Annotated in this window: 15 protein-coding genes; 6 read left to right on the forward strand and 9 right to left on the reverse strand. The window is 50.0% G+C overall.

Translation table 11 applies throughout. The annotated features are described in order from the left end of the window. Positions 1-14: 14 nt before the first annotated feature. The 7 genes from atpB to mioC all read right to left on the reverse strand — a co-directional run bounded on the left by atpB (position 15) and on the right by mioC (position 6,667). Positions 15-875 carry a F0F1 ATP synthase subunit A gene (gene atpB, locus Q8O77_RS19755; RefSeq protein WP_305557400.1) on the reverse strand — a complete coding sequence of 287 codons (861 nt, stop codon included), beginning with the start codon at positions 873-875 and terminating at the stop codon, positions 15-17. 14 nt (positions 876-889) lie between these two features. Beyond that, positions 890-1,270: an ATP synthase subunit I gene (locus Q8O77_RS19760; protein WP_305557403.1), complete on the reverse strand. Its 381-nt coding sequence runs from the start codon at positions 1,268-1,270 to the stop codon at positions 890-892. 142 nt (positions 1,271-1,412) lie between these two features. Next, positions 1,413-2,282 carry a ParB/RepB/Spo0J family partition protein gene (locus tag Q8O77_RS19765; protein ID WP_305557406.1) on the reverse strand — a complete coding sequence of 290 codons (870 nt, stop codon included), beginning with the start codon at positions 2,280-2,282 and terminating at the stop codon, positions 1,413-1,415. 29 nt (positions 2,283-2,311) lie between these two features. Continuing rightward, complete coding sequence (locus Q8O77_RS19770; protein WP_305557409.1) at positions 2,312-3,106, reverse strand: ParA family protein; 795 nt, start codon at positions 3,104-3,106, stop codon at positions 2,312-2,314. Positions 3,107-3,125: 19 nt separating this feature from the next. Further along, positions 3,126-3,743, reverse strand: coding sequence for a 16S rRNA (guanine(527)-N(7))-methyltransferase RsmG (gene rsmG, locus Q8O77_RS19775; protein ID WP_305557412.1), 618 nt, complete (start codon positions 3,741-3,743; stop codon positions 3,126-3,128). Positions 3,744-3,761: 18 nt separating this feature from the next. Further along, positions 3,762-5,651 carry a tRNA uridine-5-carboxymethylaminomethyl(34) synthesis enzyme MnmG gene (gene mnmG, locus Q8O77_RS19780; RefSeq protein ID WP_305557415.1) on the reverse strand — a complete coding sequence of 630 codons (1,890 nt, stop codon included), beginning with the start codon at positions 5,649-5,651 and terminating at the stop codon, positions 3,762-3,764. A 578-nt stretch (positions 5,652-6,229) separates the two neighbouring features. Then, positions 6,230-6,667: an FMN-binding protein MioC gene (mioC, locus tag Q8O77_RS19785; protein ID WP_305557418.1), complete on the reverse strand. Its 438-nt coding sequence runs from the start codon at positions 6,665-6,667 to the stop codon at positions 6,230-6,232. Between the two features lie 162 nt (positions 6,668-6,829). On the opposite strand from mioC, the gene Q8O77_RS19790 reads away from it, so the two are divergent. The 6 genes from Q8O77_RS19790 (at position 6,830) to Q8O77_RS19815 (ending at position 14,035) form a co-directional block, all read left to right on the forward strand. Then, entirely contained in the window at positions 6,830-8,608 is a 1,779-nt protein-coding gene (locus Q8O77_RS19790; RefSeq protein ID WP_305557421.1) for a DEAD/DEAH box helicase, read from the forward strand. A gap of 157 nt (positions 8,609-8,765) precedes the next feature. Beyond that, complete coding sequence (locus Q8O77_RS19795) at positions 8,766-11,249, forward strand: M1 family metallopeptidase (RefSeq protein ID WP_305557424.1); 2,484 nt, start codon at positions 8,766-8,768, stop codon at positions 11,247-11,249. Continuing rightward, the gene (locus Q8O77_RS19800) at positions 11,249-11,737 is read left to right on the forward strand and encodes a DUF6702 family protein (protein WP_371133518.1); all 489 of its coding nucleotides are present in this window, start codon (positions 11,249-11,251) and stop codon (positions 11,735-11,737) included. The genes Q8O77_RS19795 and Q8O77_RS19800 overlap by 1 nt, the downstream gene beginning before the upstream one ends. 66 nt (positions 11,738-11,803) lie before the next feature. Then, positions 11,804-12,226 (forward strand): thioredoxin TrxC, encoded by a 423-nt coding sequence (gene trxC, locus Q8O77_RS19805; RefSeq protein WP_371133519.1) that lies wholly within the window; start codon positions 11,804-11,806, stop codon positions 12,224-12,226. Between the two features lie 25 nt (positions 12,227-12,251). Beyond that, entirely contained in the window at positions 12,252-12,743 is a 492-nt protein-coding gene (locus Q8O77_RS19810; protein WP_305557432.1) for a YbhB/YbcL family Raf kinase inhibitor-like protein, read from the forward strand. Between the two features lie 110 nt (positions 12,744-12,853). Further along, positions 12,854-14,035 carry a YbfB/YjiJ family MFS transporter gene (locus Q8O77_RS19815; RefSeq protein WP_305557435.1) on the forward strand — a complete coding sequence of 394 codons (1,182 nt, stop codon included), beginning with the start codon at positions 12,854-12,856 and terminating at the stop codon, positions 14,033-14,035. Here Q8O77_RS19815 and mnmE read toward each other — a convergent pair whose 3' ends face one another. Together mnmE and yidC are read right to left on the reverse strand one after the other, a co-directional pair. Then, positions 14,036-15,412 carry a tRNA uridine-5-carboxymethylaminomethyl(34) synthesis GTPase MnmE gene (mnmE, locus tag Q8O77_RS19820; protein ID WP_305557438.1) on the reverse strand — a complete coding sequence of 459 codons (1,377 nt, stop codon included), beginning with the start codon at positions 15,410-15,412 and terminating at the stop codon, positions 14,036-14,038. A 187-nt stretch (positions 15,413-15,599) separates the two neighbouring features. Beyond that, positions 15,600-17,237 (reverse strand): membrane protein insertase YidC, encoded by a 1,638-nt coding sequence (gene yidC / locus Q8O77_RS19825; protein WP_305557440.1) that lies wholly within the window; start codon positions 17,235-17,237, stop codon positions 15,600-15,602.

Raw genomic sequence — 17,237 nt, forward strand, 5'->3', positions numbered from 1 at the left:
AAAGTTTAAAAAAATCAGTGGTTATCTGAACTGGCCATGCTTAAGTAAACAATGGTCAGCATCATAAATACAAACGCCTGCAACACTATTACCAGAATATGGAATACTGCCCAGACAAAGTGCAGTGGTAACTGCGCTAATCCCACGGCACCAATCAAGATAAAGATCATCTCGCCGGCATACAGGTTGCCGAATAACCGCAACGCCAATGAAAACGGCTTAGCCACGAGGGCTATGGTTTCCAGCAATAAGTTGGCCGGGATCAGGATAATTTGCAGTGGTACGTTTTTGCTGCTGAACGGGTGCAGCGTCAATTCTTTAATAAAGCCCAATACGCCTTTAATGCGAATGGAATACCCGATCATCAGAATAAATACCCCGATGGCCAGTGCAGCCGTCAGGTTAATATCAGTGGTGGGTACAATTTTCATGTACACATCGTGCGAGTCCATGCCAAAGGCCTGTTCGCCGACTACGCCGGCAAAGGCGGGCAGGAAATCCACCGGGATTAAGTCCATCAGGTTCATCAGGAACACCCAGACAAAGATAGTCAGTGCCAGTGGTGCGATTAATTTACTTTTGCCGTGATAAGTGTCTTTAACGTTGGTGGCAACCAGCTCGACCACCATTTCGATAAAGCACTGAAACTTACCCGGAACGCCGGTAGTGGCTTTAGTTGCTGCACTGCGGAAAATCCACAGAAACAACAAACCAAGGCCAATAGACCACGCTAATGTATCGACATGCCATGTCCAGAACCCGGCCTCACTACACGCTTTGTTAAATGCAACGCTACCATCAACGGTACACATTTTGGCGTTAGTAAGGTGGTGCTGAATATGGCTGGATAGAGTTAACTCTTCACCTGCAGCCATGTTTCATCCCATTGTTAATGTTTAAAAAAAACCGGTGCTGTCCATTGTGCTAACAGCGTAAGCAGAAAACCGGTTAAAAATATCTCTGGTACCGGTTGTTGCTGCGTAAATACGACGGCCAAAAGCACAGCGGTTAATATTAGTTTTAGTGACTGCCCCCGCATAAAGGCTGCCAGTACTGCATTTGCGTTATTTAATGCACTGAAACGAAACGCAAAAAACACAAATACACAATTTGGTATTACTGCAACCAAGCCACCTTTAAAGGCGGATTTGGCTGCTGCTGCATCGGCAGCTAAAAAAAAAGCCAGTGCGATAACCCCGGCTACTGCAAGCTGGCACAGTACCAGCTTATAAGCTGATTTGCGCGCCAACGCCGCATTTTGATCAGTCATTGTTTGTCCCCCTGAAATCGCCCGTGAAGGGGGTCGAAAAACTTGCGAAAGTATACTTATCTGCCTTTAATTTGCAACAAAAAGCGGCAGCTGCCCCGCGATAGTACAGGGTTGGTACATAAAATTGGTACAATTTGGTGCATTAATGCTCAGCAACGTTCAACTTATTTATAATACCGTCTAACTCATCCAGGCTGCTGTAGGCTATTTCCAGCTTACCTTTGCCTTTGTTGTTGTAACTGATCTGCACCGGCGCCGCAAAGCGCTCGCTTAGCCGTTGCTCCAGCGCCAATACATCCGGATCACGCGGTTTTTCTGCTACCGCCGGTTTAGGTTCCAAAATCCGCCGGACTAAATTCTCAGTTTCACGTACCGTAAGCTGTTTTGCCGCCACTAAACGCGCCGCATCGGATTGCTCGTTATCCTTTAATGCTAATAACGCCCGGGCATGACCCATTTCAATATCGCCATGCTCCAGCAACAGTTTAACGTCGTCATTTAACTGGTTCAGCCGCAATAAGTTGGTAACAGAAGCGCGGGATTTACCTACCGCATCGGCGACTTGCTGGTGTGTCAGAGCAAATTCAGTCAGTAACCGATCCAACGCTACCGCTTCTTCCATCGCGTTTAAATCTTCGCGTTGAATATTTTCAATCAGCGCTATGGCAACGGCAGCTTCATCCGGTACATCTTTAACAATGCACGGCACTTCCGATAGTTGTGCCAGCTGGCTGGCACGCCAACGCCGTTCACCGGCGATGATCTCGAACTTGTCCTTCGCCAGCGGCCGCACCACTATCGGTTGAATAATGCCCTGGGCACGAATAGAACTGGCTAAATCTTCCAGTGCTTCCTGTGACATATCTTTGCGTGGCTGATATTTGCCCGGCGTCAGAAATTCTACCGGTAGCAGCTGCAGTTCACTGCTGCTTATGGTGGTGGTGTTGCTGGTTCTGTTGGACGTAAGTAAGGCATCCAAACCCCGGCCCAAGCCGCGTTTCTTTACCGACATGCTAAATCGCTTCCCTAAAATTGCTTAACTCAGACAGCGGCTGGGCTGTTTACGGTTTTCTTATCTGCCCGACGTAACATTTCACCGGCCAGTGCCAGATAAGCTTTTGCCCCGGTTGAGTTTTTATCATAATACATTACCGGCGCACCGAAACTGGGTGCCTCTGCCAGACGCACATTGCGCGGGATCACCGCGCGGTACACTTTGTCACCAAAATGCTGTTTTAATTGTTCCGCTACATCGTTTGCTAACCGGTTGCGCGGATCGTACATGGTTCTTAATATACCTTCGATCTTTAACTGGGGATTAACCGCAGCCGCCAGCTGATTAATGGTTTCGACCAGTGCAGTTAGCCCTTCCAACGCAAAATACTCGCATTGCATCGGCACCAACACCGTATCGGCGGCGGCCATAGCATTCACGGTGAGCATATTCAGTGATGGCGGACAATCGATAAAGATAAAATCGTAGCTGTTGCGGTAATCTTTTAAGGCATTACGTAAACGAAGCTCGCGGGCAAATACGTTCATTAAGCGCACTTCAGCGGCCGTCAGATCAGAATTTGCTGCCACCAGGTGATAACCACCGCTGGTTTCTTTTACCACCACATCGACTAAAGGTTTTTCGTCGACTAACAGCTCATAGGCGGTTGCCGGTAAATCATACTTATCGACACCGCTACCCATAGTGGCATTGCCTTGCGGATCCAAATCGATCAGTAGCACCTTGCGTTTGGTTGCTGCCAGCGAAGCAGCTAAATTCACTGCTGTAGTGGTTTTACCAACACCACCTTTCTGGTTAGCTATTGCGATGACTTTCGCCACAAGATGTCCTCGATATCAGTTAGCAGGGGTCCAGTATTACCAAATGCCGTTGTGCTTGCAACTGTGGCACAACAAGTGGCTGCACGGCGGCTACTTTAACAAAATCAGGTAAAGCTGCAATTTCTTCTTGTACCGCAGCACCCTTCATGGCGAAAAAGCGGCCTTTCTCTGCGGGTAAGTGTTTGCACCAGCTGAGCATATCATTGATTGAGGCAAAAGCGCGGCTTATTACACCGTCATAGCCGTGTTCAGGTTGGTGATCTTCTACCCGGCTTTGCAGCGGCTGAATATTATCCAGCTTCAATTGCAGCTTTACCTGATTTAAAAAGCGGATCCGTTTGCCCAGGCTGTCGAGCAAAGTGAAGTGTTTATCCGGGTAATAAATCGCCAGCAGCACGCCGGGTAAACCCGGGCCGGTGCCGACATCAATAAAACGCTGGCCGGTTAAAAACGGCGCTATTACCAAAGAGTCCATCACGTGTTTGATCAGCATCTCGTTCGGATCGCGTACGGATGTCAGGTTATAAGCACTGTTCCATTTATCCAGTAACTGCACATAGGCGATACACTGCTGTAATTGCTGCTCTGACAGCGTCAGGCCGGTTTGCGCTACCAGTGCCCGTAATTGTTCTAACATGTTGATCCTTAAACTGGCTTACGCTGATTTTCGCAGTAACCCTTGTTTCTTTAAGTAAACCAGTAACAATGAAATCGCTGCCGGCGTAATACCGGAAATACGCGATGCCTGGCCCACAGTTTGCGGTTGGGTTTGGTTCAGTTTAACGATCACTTCGTTTGATAAACCTTTAACTGATTTATAATCAAACTGTTGTGGTAATAAGGTTTGTTCGTTACGTTGCTGCTTGGCAATTTCATCTTGCTGGCGGTGAATATAGCCTTCGTACTTAATCTGAATTTCGACTTGTTCGGCAGCAGCCTGATCGTTAAGGCCCGGGCCCAATTCACTAATTTGCATCAGCTGTGCATAGCTAACTTCCGGCCGGCGTACTAATTCTTCCAGGCTGGCTTCTTTGCTCAGTGGCGTTTTAACCAAGGCATTAACCGCTGTCAGTGCGCCATGTTGCGGGTGGATCCAGCTTTGCTTTAAGCGTTGGCGCTCAATGGCAATCTGTTCCATTTTTTCGTTAAATGCGGCCCAGCGCGCATCGTCAACCAAACCGAATTCACGGCCTTTTTCAGTTAAACGCGAGTCGGCGTTGTCTTCGCGCAGCATTAAACGGTACTCAGCGCGGCTGGTAAACATGCGGTACGGCTCTTTGGTGCCCATAGTGGTTAAGTCGTCGACCAAAACGCCAAGGTAAGCTTGTTCGCGACCTGGTGACCAGCTGTCTTTGTCCTGACTAAACAGCGCGGCGTTTAAGCCTGCTAACAGGCCCTGAGCACCGGCTTCTTCATAGCCTGTAGTGCCGTTAATCTGGCCGGCAAAGAACAAGCCCTTAATAAATTTGGTTTCCAGGCTGTTTTTCAGATCGCGTGGATCAAAGAAGTCATACTCGATGGCATAACCAGGCCGGGTAATATGCGCATTTTCCATGCCTTTAATCGAGCGCACTATGCTTAGCTGTACATCAAACGGCAGACTGGTTGATATACCGTTCGGATATACTTCATGCGTGGTTAAACCCTCAGGTTCAATAAAGATCTGATGTTTGTCTTTATCGGCGAAGCGGGTAATTTTATCTTCAATAGACGGACAATAGCGTGGGCCTATGCCTTCAATTACCCCCGTATACATCGGTGATCTGTCCAGATTATTACGGATCACTTCATGGGTGTTTTCATTGGTATAGGTAATGTAACAGGCGATCTGTTGTGGGTGATCAGCTTGTTTGCCCATAAACGAAAATACCGGTGTGGGGTTGTCACCAGGCTGTGCCTGCATCAGCGAAAAATCGATAGTGCGGGCATCAATACGCGGTGGTGTACCGGTTTTTAATCTGTCTACCCGAAACGGTAATTCACGCAAGCGTTTTGCCAATGCAATGGAGGGCGGATCGCCGGCGCGGCCACCGGAATGGCTTTGTAAACCAATATGAATTTGGCCACCTAAAAAAGTGCCTACGGTAAGTACCACCGACTTAGCTTTAAATTTCAGTCCCATCTGGGTTACTACCCCGGTGACTTGATCATTTTCAACAATCAGGTCATCACAGGCTTGCTGAAAAATACTTAAATTCGGCTGGTTTTCCAATATTTGTCGTATAGCGGCACGATACAGCTGTCTGTCAGCCTGAGCACGGGTAGCACGTACCGCAGGCCCTTTGGAGCTGTTCAGTGTTCTGAACTGAATACCACCTTTGTCAGCAGCTATTGCCATAGCACCGCCTAAGGCATCAATTTCTTTAACCAAATGGCCTTTGCCAATACCACCTATCGCAGGGTTACAAGACATCTGGCCTAAGGTTTCAACATTATGCGTAAGTAATAACGTGTTTCGTCCCATACGGGCAGCAGCCAGTGCGGCTTCAGTACCGGCATGGCCACCACCGACAACGATTACGTCAAATATCTCTTGGTACAGCATAGTTGCCTCAGGTTAATCGGGTAAATGCGAACAGGGTGCGTATTGTAGCGCGATCCGGATGCAAGTGGAATGCTGCAGCCGCCTGAGGATCTTCTAAATTAAATAAGATCTTTTTAGAGATCTTTTTATTATGTTTACTACTAAGCAGAGGGTTTTCAGTGCATAAGCGGATCTTTTAAATGAGGATCATAAGCTTAGGAAGGATCGGATCCTGTGATCAAGCCAGGATCTATCGGGGTTGAACCAGTGATCAAAGTGCCACTTTATCCACAAGGCCAGAAAAAATATTTTTTATATTAAGGATAACTACAGCTTAATCACCGGTTAAAGTTGTAGTTATACACATTAGTCATCCACATATTGGTTTAATGTGTATAAGTTGGTATTAACCCTGTTTAACCTGTTATCGCAGTTTTATCATCGCTTTATCATGCTGATATAAAGACTATTTACGGTTGTCGCAGTAGATTAGCGGCAAGTTGGTTTTATTGCTGAGGCCAACCCGGGAGAGACTAACGTTATCCTGTTCTTCCTGAGATATACTTGTGTTTGCGGGTGGTGTTTGCCACCCGCTTTTTTTATGGCAGCACTTTTATCAGCTGCGGCAACCAGGCCAGAGCGATATCTTCCGGCAGTTCAGGTTGCTGCGCATCAATTTCCAACGCATTAAGCAGGCTGACAGCCCCCCTTGCAGACAGCAAAGCGGCCAGTTTTCGGCCGGCCTGACAAAAAGTATCGTATTCGGAGTCACCTAAAGTGATCACGGCATAATAAAGTGTGGTAAGATCACACCGATCTTGTGCTAATTGATCCGCAAAGGGTTGAATATTATCAGGCAGATCTCCTGCGCCATAGGTGGATGTGATCACTAACCAAACCCCGGAAGGGTTAAGGTGATCCAGTTCGGGTTTCAGATGAAGTGTTGCTTCATAGCCCGCTTGTACCAGTGTTTCAGCAACTTGTTCTGCCACATATTCCGCTGCGCCCATTTGGCTGCCAACGAGGATGTCTATCATGATATGCCTCTTGTCATAAGAATGTTTGGCTATACTACTGGAATAAAATCAGTCAAAGCTATGTTTTGGTCTGATTTACGTGTTTTTACTGCTCTGCAGGCTAAGTAAAAACAACAATAGCACTACCACTACGCCTGCGTGTTATTGAGGTTTAAACAACGTATGTCTGACACTGTGTCATTTTCCCAGCTAATGCTGCCTGAAGCTATTGTTCGTGCTGTTACTGAACTTGGCTATGAAACGCCGTCGCCTATCCAGGCTGCTGCTATCCCCAAACTATTAGCTGGCGAGGATGTATTAGGCCAGGCGCAAACCGGTACCGGTAAAACCGGTGCTTTCGCGCTGCCTTTGTTAGCACGGCTTGACCCTGCGCAAAATGATCCACAAATTCTGGTATTGGCACCAACCCGTGAACTGGCGATTCAGGTTGCTGAAGCCTTCCAGGCTTATGCCCGTTATATGCCGGCGTTTCATGTACTGCCGTTATACGGTGGCCAGAGCTATACCAACCAGCTGAAATCACTGAAGCGTGGTTCTCAGATTATTGTTGGTACACCGGGCCGTATTCTTGATCACTTAGACCGTGGCACTTTAAAGCTGGATAAGCTGCGCGCTATCGTGCTGGATGAAGCCGACGAAATGCTGCGTATGGGTTTTATCGACGACGTGCAAACCATTATGGATGCTACGCCGCCGGGCCGTCAGGTCGCCATGTTCTCAGCCACTATGCCTGCGCCTATCCGCGCTATTGCCCAGAAGCATTTAAAAAATGCTGAAGAAATTAAAATTGCCTCTAAAACCAGCACCGTTGAGCGTATTACCCAACGTTATGTGATGTTAGACGGCAACCAGAAACTGGATGCGTTAACCCGCTTACTGGAAGGCGAAGAGTACGATGCCACTATCGTGTTCGTCCGCACCAAAAGCGCCACTGAAGAAATTGCCGAGAAACTGGGCGCACGTGGTTATGCCGTGGCTTGCTTAAACGGTGATATGAACCAGGCGCACCGCGAACTGACTATCCGCAAAATGAAGGCTAATCAGCTGGATATTATTGTGGCGACCGACGTTGCGGCCCGGGGTCTGGACGTAGAGCGTATCAGCCTGGTAGTAAACTACGACATTCCGTACGACAGCGAAGCCTATGTCCACCGTATCGGCCGCACCGGTCGTGCCGGTCGCGAAGGTAAAGCGATTTTATTCGTCTCGCCACGTGAGCGCCGTTTACTGCGCACTATTGAACATGCGACCAAGCAGCCTATTGAGCAGATGTCTCTGCCTACCGGTCGTGTGATTGAACAGCGTCGTATTGAATCGTTCCGTGAGCAGTTAGCGCAAACCATTGAAACGCAGGATTTAAGCTTCTTCCAAACGTTAATTAACGATTGGCGCGAGAAGATTGAAACTACAGAGAATGATCTGGCTGCGGCTTTACTGTTTTTAGCGCAGAAAGACCAGCCGTTAAACGTGGCCAGCCAGTTCCCGGAAATCCGTGAGCCGCATGCCCGTGGTGAGCGTGAAGAACGCCCGCGTCGTGAGCGCAGTGATCGCCCTGAACGCAGTGGTGAGCGTCCGGATCGCGGTCCACGTGTGAAGCGTGAAATGAAAGGCGATTACCAGACTTATCGTATTGAAGTAGGTAAAGAGCATGGCGTACGTGCCGGTGATATCGTTGGTGCCATTGCTAACGAAGCTAATATTGACAGCCAGTTTATCGGTAATATTAAGCTGTTTGATCATTTCAGCACGGTAGAGTTGCCGGCAACGATTCCGAATGAAATTTTCCAGCACCTGAAAAAGGTGTATGTGCGTAAGCAAAAGCTGAATATCACCGTAGACAGCGGTGCCGTTGCTGCACCATCAGGCGATCGTCGTCCGTCTAACGGACCTGGCCCGCGTCCGGGTGCTGCACCACGTGCACCACGCAAGCCGCGCGACTAAGTTTCGCCTGTTCTGAGAAAACCCTGCTACGGCAGGGTTTTTTATTGGCGACAGATTAACCACTGCACGTGTTAAACAGCGCTTGTCTGACAAGCGGAAGTTTCTTATTGTAGAAGGCTTGCTTAACACACTGAAAATAATAAGAGAGCAGCTGATTATGCCGACCATTTTTTCCCACCCCCTGCCGTTGTTTAGCCTGCTGACAGCGCTGCTGTGCAGTACGGTTGTAAATGCTGATGCTATTCGCCAAACCAAAGGTGACTTTGAAGATAAGTTTCGCCAATTAGACGAAGTGCTGCCGACGCCGAACGTATATCGTAACGCCGCCGGTGAACCGGGCCAGCAATACTGGCAGCAACAGGTTAACTATAAAATGGACGTGGTGCTGGATGAAACCAGGCGCCGGCTTAGCACCAACCAGCAAATCCATTACAAGAATAATTCACCCTATACGCTGAAGTACCTGTGGTTACATCTGGATCAAAACATCTTTAAAAACGATTCAATGGCGGAAATGACTACCGACTTTGGCGGTATTGGCCGCCGCGGCCCTGCCACATCAATTGGTGATGGCGACATTACCGCGCGCCTAAGCCTGGAAGAGCTGCGCCGGCAGCAGTTTATGGCCGACAACGAGTTAGGCTTTGAGATCAGCAACGTAAAAAACAGCAGTGGCAAAGCGCTGCCGGTAACGCTGGTGGGTACTTTAATGCGTATCGATCTGGATAAGCCGTTAAAGCCTGGCCAGGCCACAGATTTCAGCCTCGATTTTGCCTTTAATATTGTGGAAGAGGACGCAGTATCGGCCCGCTCCGGTTATGAGCACTTCCCGAAAGACGCGCGCGAAGGCGGTAACGATATTTTCTTATTAGCGCAGTGGTTTCCACGGCTGGTGGCCTACACCGATTACGAAGCCTGGACCAACAAAGAGTTTTTAGGCCGCGGCGAGTTTACGCTGGAGTTTGGTGATTACGATGTCAAATTAACAGTCCCTGATGACCATATCGTATCGTCCACCGGTGAGTTACAAAACAGCAGCAAGGTGCTGACTAAACAACAATTAGCCCGGCTGGAGCAGGCAAAAACCGCCAAACGGCCGGTGTTTGTAGTTACCGAACAGGAAGCGCTGGAAAACGAGAAACACGGCACTGACCGCAGCAAAACCTGGCATTTTAAAGCAAAAAATGTGCGCGATTTTGCCTGGGCTTCATCGCGTAAATTTATCTGGGATGCCAAAGGCTATCAGCAGGGCGGTAGCGAGCAGCCGTTTGTGATGGCAATGTCTTTCTACCCGAAAGAAGGCGGTGAGCTGTGGCAGAAATATTCCACCGAAGCCATAGTGCATACCATGGAAGTGTATTCACGCTTCTCGTTTGACTATCCGTATCCGGTGGCACAGTCGGTTAATGGCCCGGTAGGCGGCATGGAATACCCGATGATCACCTTTAACGGCCCGCGTACTAAGTTGCAGGACGATGGCAGCCGCACCTATTCCCAAGCGGAAAAGCGCTTTTTAATCGGCGTGGTGATCCACGAAATTGGTCATATTTACTTTCCGATGGTGGTCAATTCCGACGAGCGGCAATGGACCTGGATGGATGAGGGCTTAAACAGCTTTTTAGATGGTGTGGCCGGCCGCGAATGGGACCCAACCATTCCATGGGGCGTAGAGCCGCGCGATATTGTCGACTATATGAAGTCAGACGTGCAGGTACCTATTATGACGCAGTCTGACAGCGTATTAAAACTGGGCCCTAATGCGTATACCAAGCCGGCGGCGGCGCTGAATATTCTGCGCGAAGTGATTTTAGGCCGTGAACTGTTCGATTTCGCCTTTAAAGAATATGCCACGCGCTGGAAGTTTAAGCGGCCAACGCCGGCAGACTTTTTCCGTACTATGGAAGAGGCCAGTGGCGTTGATCTGGACTGGTTCTGGCGTGGCTGGTTTTACAGCACCGATCATGTCGATATCTCGCTGGATAAAGTGTTTCAGCTGCGTTTAGACACCAAGAACCCGGACATTGATTTCGAGCGTCAGCGCCAGCAGGAGCAGGATAAACCGATGCCGCTGTTTGTTGAGCGTAACAAAGCTGAAGGCAAAGTGTTGTGGATAGACAAGAATCCGGATGTGCGTGATTTCTATGACGACAACGATCGCTTTACCGTTACCAATAAAGAGCGCAATGCCTACACCAAATTTGTGCATGAGTTAGAGCCGTGGGAGCGTAAGGCCTTTGAGCGCGCAGTGGCAGAAGATAAAAATTACTACGTACTCCAGTTTAGCAACAAGGGCGGCCTGGTAATGCCGATTTTGCTGCAGCTGAACTATGCCGACGGCAGCAGCGAGCAACAGTATATTCCGGCCGAGATTTGGCGCCGTAGCCCCAAAGCGGTGAATAAGCTGATTGTTACTGCCAAAGATAAGGTACTGCAGGATGTGGTGGTAGATCCGAAGTGGGAAACGGCGGATGTGGATATTGAAAATAACTTTTATCCGCGCCGTATTATTCCGTCACGCATTGAAGCCTACAAAGCCGATAAGAGCAAAGCGAAAGTCAGCCGCGATATTATGCAGGACAGCAAAACTGAGCTGAAAGATCCGGCGAAAAAGCCGGACAGCGAAAAAAAGGGCAATAATTGATGCGGCTGTTGGCGTATGTGATATTTCTGGCCGCATGCAGCGGCCAGTTAGCGGCACATGAAATGAAAGCTGCGCTGACTAAGCTGGTATTTAACCAGCGCAGTGGCAATATCGAAGTGATGCACCGCTTTTATGTGCATGACGCCGAGCACGGCGTAAAGCAACTGTTTGATAAAAGCGCTGACTTACTCAACAGCGAGAAAACCCAACAAACCTTCAGCCGCTATGTTAGCGAGCATTTTGCCCTAACCTCACTAAGCGGTGACGCCATCGACCTGACGTTGATTGGCGGGCAACTGGAGGGCCGGTTCTTCTGGGTGTATCAGGAAGCGCCGATCCCACCGGAGCTGCAGGGCTTACGCATTAAGCACAGCGCTTTGCAGGCGTTGTGGCCGGCACAGGTAAATACCGTCAATATTGAGGGCCGTGGTGAGGTTAAAAGCTTAAGCTTTGACAATAAAACCGGCTGGCAACAGCTGAGTTTTTAACGCCGGCTTTAAATATAACTGAACCGCCGCCATATAGCAGGCTATAGCCATAGTGTGGAGTTTGTCATGATTGTTGCCTGCCCGAATTGTAATGGTCTTAACCGCTTGCCGGCTGATAAGCCGGCACTTGAAGCGCGTTGTGGTAAATGTAAGCAGACATTGTTTGCTGGCCAACCTTTAGAGCTAACGGCAGCGAATTTTGCCGCTCATGCGCAAAAAGCTGAGCTGCCGCTGGTGGTGGATTTTTGGGCCAGTTGGTGTGGCCCCTGTCAGAGTTTTGCACCTATATTCAGCCTGGCAGCACGGGAATTAGAACCGGATTTCCGCTTTGGTAAAATCAATACTGAGCAACAGCAGCAGTTGGCGGCGCAGTTTAATATCCGCTCTATTCCTACTTTAATGCTGTTTAAACGGGGTAATGTTGTCGCACAACAAGCAGGAGCTTTACCCAAGCAAGCCTTTTATCAATGGTTATCAAGTAATAAGTAAGCATTCACTTACATGCGGAGGCATTATGACAACTAAGGTTTTTACGCTTAGCAGCCCGGATATTAAAGAAGGCCATTTTATGGCCAAAGATCACGAGTTTGATGGCTTTGGTTGTAGCGGCAATAATATATCGCCCGAGCTGAACTGGGTTAACGCCCCTGCGGGGACAAAAAGCTTTGCTGTTACCGTATTTGACCCGGATGCACCGACTTGCTCAGGCTTCTGGCACTGGCTGGTAACCGATATTCCGCAGGACGCTAAAGGCCTGGCACGTGGTGCCGGTAAAGGCAGCTTGCCGCCGGGCAGCCGCAGTTTTAACAATGATTACGGCAGTAAAGACTTTGGCGGTGCCTGCCCGCCGGAGGGGCATGGTATGCACCGTTATCAGTTTACTGTCTGGGCCTTAGCGGAAGAAACACTACCCGTTGCTGATGGCGCAAGCGCGGCGGTGGTGGGCTTTATGCTGAATGCCATGGCGCTGGGCAAAGCCACGTTAACAGCAACTTATGCCCGTTAAGCATTAAAAAAGGTACATCAGACTAAGGCCGCATACCGCGGCCTTTTTACTTGCGCTAAGCTAAGCTTTTGCCTTGCGGGGTTATTACTCTGACAACCACAGCTAATATTATGTCGCCACGTTTCTATGTCTTGCTGGCCGGGTTTTTCAGCCAGTTACTCTGCCTGGGTGTGGCCCGCTTTGCCTATACACCGCTGTTGCCGCTGATGCAGCAACAAAGCGTGCTGGATGACGCCAGTGGTGGTTATCTGGCTGCTGTTAACTATCTGGGCTATATGGCCGGGGCTTTGCTGGCAGCCAGCCTGAGCAACCTTAAACTAAAAGATACCCTGTACCGGCTTGGCTTGATTTTAGCGGTGCTGAGCACCCTTGGTATGGCGTTAACCACTAACGTTTGGCTGTGGTCGTTGTGGCGCTTTGTCGCAGGCTTAAGCAGTGCCGGCTCTATGTTGATAGCCTCCGGCCTGATTATGCATTGGCTGTTAAGCCATAAACAGCGTGCCGAGCTGGGCATTCATTTTGCCGGTCTGGGCTTGGGTATTGCGATGTCGGCATTATTGGTAGAGCTAATGTTAAGCCTGCAGCTGGATTGGCGTGCGCAGTGGCACTACTTAGCCTTGTTCGGCGTGTTGTTAGCTGTTCCGGCCTGGCGCTGGCTGCCTCGGCCGGCAGCCGTTACCACTGCCGCACATAGCCGCTCAGCTGATACCCCACCGTCTGTACGCTTTTACCGCCTGATGCTGGCCAGCTACTTTTGCGCCGGTTATGGCTATGTTATCAGCGCGACCTTTATCGTTACCATTGTTGAGCGGATGCCGGGTTTAAGCGGTAGCGGTAATCTGAGTTTTATCGTTTTAGGCTTAGCGGCCGCGCCGGCGGTATTGTTGTGGGACTTAATCGCGCGTAAAACCGGCTACCTGAAAGCCATTATGCTGGCGTTACTGGCGCAAAGTGCCGCTATTTTACTGCCGTTGTGGTTTAGCTCGTTAACGCCGGTGTTGCTAAGCGCAGCCTTGTTTGGTGCGACCTTTGTCGGCGTAGTCAGTTTGGTATTAACCATGGCAGGGCGCCTGTACCCGAGTAAACCGGCGAAATTAATGGGTAAGATGACTCTGGCTTACGGCAGCGCTCAGGTGTTTGCCCCGGCATTAACCGGCTATCTGGCGGAAGTGAGCGGCCACTATGATATTGGCTTATATCTGGCCGCCGGCTTTGTTGCGCTGGGAGCTTTGTTGATAGCAGTGTTAATAGCAATGGATAATACTGCACAGCAGTTGGATGCGCTGAAGTAATTACTTCCCGATACAAAACGAGCTGAAAATCTTACCGAGTAAGTCATCAGAGCTAAACTCGCCGGTTATTTCGTTCAGGTGCTGCTGGGTTAGCCGCAGCTCCTCAGCGAGTATTTCGCCGGCGATATAGCTGTGCAGTTGCTCTTGGCCGATGCTGAGGTGTTCTGCTGCACGGTCCAGCGCGTCTAAATGGCGGCGGCGGGCGAGGAAGCTGCCCTCGGTACTGGCGTCAAAGCCGATACATTGTTTTAAATGCTCGCGCAGCGCATCGATACCGGCACCGGTTTTGGCCGATAAACGGTATACCGGCGCTTTCTGGCTTAAGTCTGCGCTCGACTCTGGAGTGAGCATCTCGCCGGTAATATCGGCTTTATTGCGAATAACCGTTACGCCAAGATTAGCCGGTAAGCGGTCAATAAAGTCCGGCCAGATATCGTGTGGATCGGTGGCGTTAGTGGTGGTGCCGTCGACCATAAATAATACGCGGTCAGCTTGCTCTATTTCCTGCCAGGCGCGGGCTATACCAATTTGCTCGACCTGATCGGTAGCATCGCGTAAACCGGCGGTGTCGATAATATGCAGCGGCATGCCGTCGATATGAATATGCTCGCGCAGCACATCGCGGGTGGTGCCGGCTATTTCGGTGACAATAGCGGCTTCACGCCCGGCCAACGCATTTAATAAGCTGGATTTGCCGGCGTTAGGCCGGCCGGCTATTACTACCTTCATGCCTTCGCGCAGAATGCTGCCCTGGGTAGCCTGTTTTTTAACGGTGGCCAGGTAATCAATAATCTCAGCCAGATCAGCAGCGACTTTGCCGTCAGATAAAAAGTCGATTTCCTCATCGGGGAAATCTATCGCCGCTTCAACGTACATGCGCAGGTGAATGACTTTTTCGACCAGCTGGTGAATGCGGTTTGAGAACTCGCCCTGCAGTGATTGCATGGCGCTGCGCGCAGCTTGTTCGCTGCTGGCGTCTATTAAGTCGGCAATGGCTTCGGCCTGGGCTAAATCGAGCTTGTCGTTTAAAAAGGCGCGCTCTGAGAACTCCCCTGGCCGGGCTATACGCACATTGGGTAGCGCCAGTACCTGCTTTAACAGCATATCGAGTAATACCGGGCCGCCGTGGCCCTGCAGCTCCAGTACATCTTCGCCGGTAAAGGAATTTGGCCCAGGGAAGAGCAGAGCTATGCCCTGGTCCAGTACCTTGGCCTGGCTATCGAAAAACGGTAAATACTCGGCGTAGCGTGGTTTAGGCAGCTTATGCAGTATCGCCTGAGCTACGGCTTTGGTGTCGGGGCCGGATATGCGGATAATACCGACACCGGCGCGGCCGGGGGCGGTGGCTAAAGCGGCGATGGTGTCGGTAGTAAACATGCTGTTGCCTCTTAATTGAAAAAGCCTGTCGCGCTATGCTGACAGGCTGATGGTGTTGCTATTGGCCAGAACCGGGAAATTCCTGCTTCGCCGCCTTCAACAGTACATCCCTGTACTGTCTCAGCCTGCGCGGCATCCCTGCCGCTGCTACGCAGGAACACCCGGTTCCTGCCTGGTTGTACAGGTGTCAAGCCTTCTTAGTATGCAAACCTTTCTTTTCCATACCGCGGTAGATATACAGCATCTGCGCCAGTGAAATAAGGTTACTGACAAACCAGTACAGTACCAGGCCACTTGGGAACCAAAGGAAGAATACCGAGAACGCCACCGGCATCCACATCATAATCTTCTGCTGCATAGGGTCGGTAACCTGCATTGGCGTCAGCTTTTGCATTAAGAACATGCTGGCACCGAACAACACCGGCAATACATAGTACGGATCCAACGCAGATAAGTCGTTAATCCACAACATAAAGGGAGCATGCCGTAATTCAACGCTTTCAACAAATACCCAGTACAGCGCAAGGAAAATCGGCATCTGGATCAGCATCGGCAAGCAGCCACCCATAGGGTTCACTTTCTCTTTGCGATACAGTTCCATCATCGCCGGGCCCATCTTCTGCTTGTCGTCTTTGTAGCGTGCCTGCAGCTCTTCAATCTTCGGCTTTAAGTTACGCATCTTGGCCATAGACTCGTACTGCACTTTGGTCAGCGGGTACATGGCGCCTTTAACAATCAGCGTGATACAGATAATAGCCAGACCCCAGTTCACCACAAAGCCCTGAATGGTGGTGAGTAACCAGAACAATGGTTGCGAGATAAACCACAGGAAGCCGTAATCTACGGTTAAGTCTAAACCATTAGCCAGTTTGGCCAGATTGTCCTGGGTTTTCGGCCCGGCGTAAAAAGTACTGCCTAAGGTAACAGTGCTGCCCGGTTCAATATTCACTGCCGGGCCTTTCGCGCCAATTACACCCTGGCCATTGCGAACTAAACTATAAAGCTGATTATCTGTTTGTACATCAGGCACCCAAGCTGACACAAAGTAGTGTTCCAGCATAGCCACCCAGCCGCCGTTGGTGGCTTCCAGCAAATTTTTCTCCGCCATATCATCAAAGGCGTACTTGCTGTAGCGCTCTGAGCTGGTACCAAAGGCTGCGCCACGGTATATCGGCATCATCATGCTGCTGCTTTCACCGTTATCGATGGTTTGCACCAGGTGCTGATAAGGCTGTACAGTTTTTACTTCGCCGCTTTGGTTTTGCACAAAATATTCTACCCGGACATCATATTGGCCGGCAGTAAAGGTAAAGCGTTTTTCAATTTGCAGACCGTTATGGTTAAACAGTAACGGCACCACTAATTTTTCAGTGCCCTCTGCTAATGCATAGCTTTCTTGCGTGCTGCTATACACCGGGCGCGCGTTGCGGCTGTCGTCCGGGCCATCACGGCCAATTAAGCCGGACTGTGCAACATACTCAAAAGCGGGTAAGCGGCGCATTAACGGATAGGCATCACCGGCACCTTTGTTCAGTTCGAACGCCGGTAATTGCAGCGCCACGATATCGCCGCCCCGCGTGCTGATTTCTAAATCCAGCACATCAGTTTTTACACTGATAGTGCGATTGCCGGTTGCGGCTACCTGTGCCGGTTGCTCGGCATCGGCGGTGGTCAGCTGTAAATCGGCAGAACCGCCGGCATTGTTGCTGCTTTGCTGGGTTACCGGTGTGGCCGGTTTGGGGGCAGTGTCAATATTCCACTGCTGCCAAAGTAAAAAACTGACCAGTGCCAGACCAATAACTAATAAACTACGTTGTGATTCCAT

Source organism: Rheinheimera sp. (genome assembly GCF_030690345.1).
Lineage (GTDB): Bacteria > Pseudomonadota > Gammaproteobacteria > Enterobacterales > Alteromonadaceae > Alishewanella.

What these genes read in the sequence shown, in the direction of transcription:
- atpB (WP_305557400.1), bottom strand. Translation starts at nt 875, where the DNA reads ATGGCTGCAGGTGAAGAGTTAACTCTATCCAGCCATATTCAGCACCAC.
- Q8O77_RS19790 (WP_305557421.1), top strand. Translation starts at nt 6,830, where the DNA reads ATGTCTGACACTGTGTCATTTTCCCAGCTAATGCTGCCTGAAGCTATT.
- rsmG (WP_305557412.1), bottom strand. Translation starts at nt 3,743, where the DNA reads ATGTTAGAACAATTACGGGCACTGGTAGCGCAAACCGGCCTGACGCTG.
- Q8O77_RS19760 (WP_305557403.1), bottom strand. Translation starts at nt 1,270, where the DNA reads ATGACTGATCAAAATGCGGCGTTGGCGCGCAAATCAGCTTATAAGCTG.
- mnmG (WP_305557415.1), bottom strand. Translation starts at nt 5,651, where the DNA reads ATGCTGTACCAAGAGATATTTGACGTAATCGTTGTCGGTGGTGGCCAT.
- Q8O77_RS19815 (WP_305557435.1), top strand. Translation starts at nt 12,854, where the DNA reads ATGTCGCCACGTTTCTATGTCTTGCTGGCCGGGTTTTTCAGCCAGTTA.
- Q8O77_RS19800 (WP_371133518.1), top strand. Translation starts at nt 11,249, where the DNA reads ATGCGGCTGTTGGCGTATGTGATATTTCTGGCCGCATGCAGCGGCCAG.
- Q8O77_RS19795 (WP_305557424.1), top strand. Translation starts at nt 8,766, where the DNA reads ATGCCGACCATTTTTTCCCACCCCCTGCCGTTGTTTAGCCTGCTGACA.
- mnmE (WP_305557438.1), bottom strand. Translation starts at nt 15,412, where the DNA reads ATGTTTACTACCGACACCATCGCCGCTTTAGCCACCGCCCCCGGCCGC.
- mioC (WP_305557418.1), bottom strand. Translation starts at nt 6,667, where the DNA reads ATGATAGACATCCTCGTTGGCAGCCAAATGGGCGCAGCGGAATATGTG.
- yidC (WP_305557440.1), bottom strand. Translation starts at nt 17,237, where the DNA reads ATGGAATCACAACGTAGTTTATTAGTTATTGGTCTGGCACTGGTCAGT.
- trxC (WP_371133519.1), top strand. Translation starts at nt 11,804, where the DNA reads ATGATTGTTGCCTGCCCGAATTGTAATGGTCTTAACCGCTTGCCGGCT.
- Q8O77_RS19810 (WP_305557432.1), top strand. Translation starts at nt 12,252, where the DNA reads ATGACAACTAAGGTTTTTACGCTTAGCAGCCCGGATATTAAAGAAGGC.
- Q8O77_RS19765 (WP_305557406.1), bottom strand. Translation starts at nt 2,282, where the DNA reads ATGTCGGTAAAGAAACGCGGCTTGGGCCGGGGTTTGGATGCCTTACTT.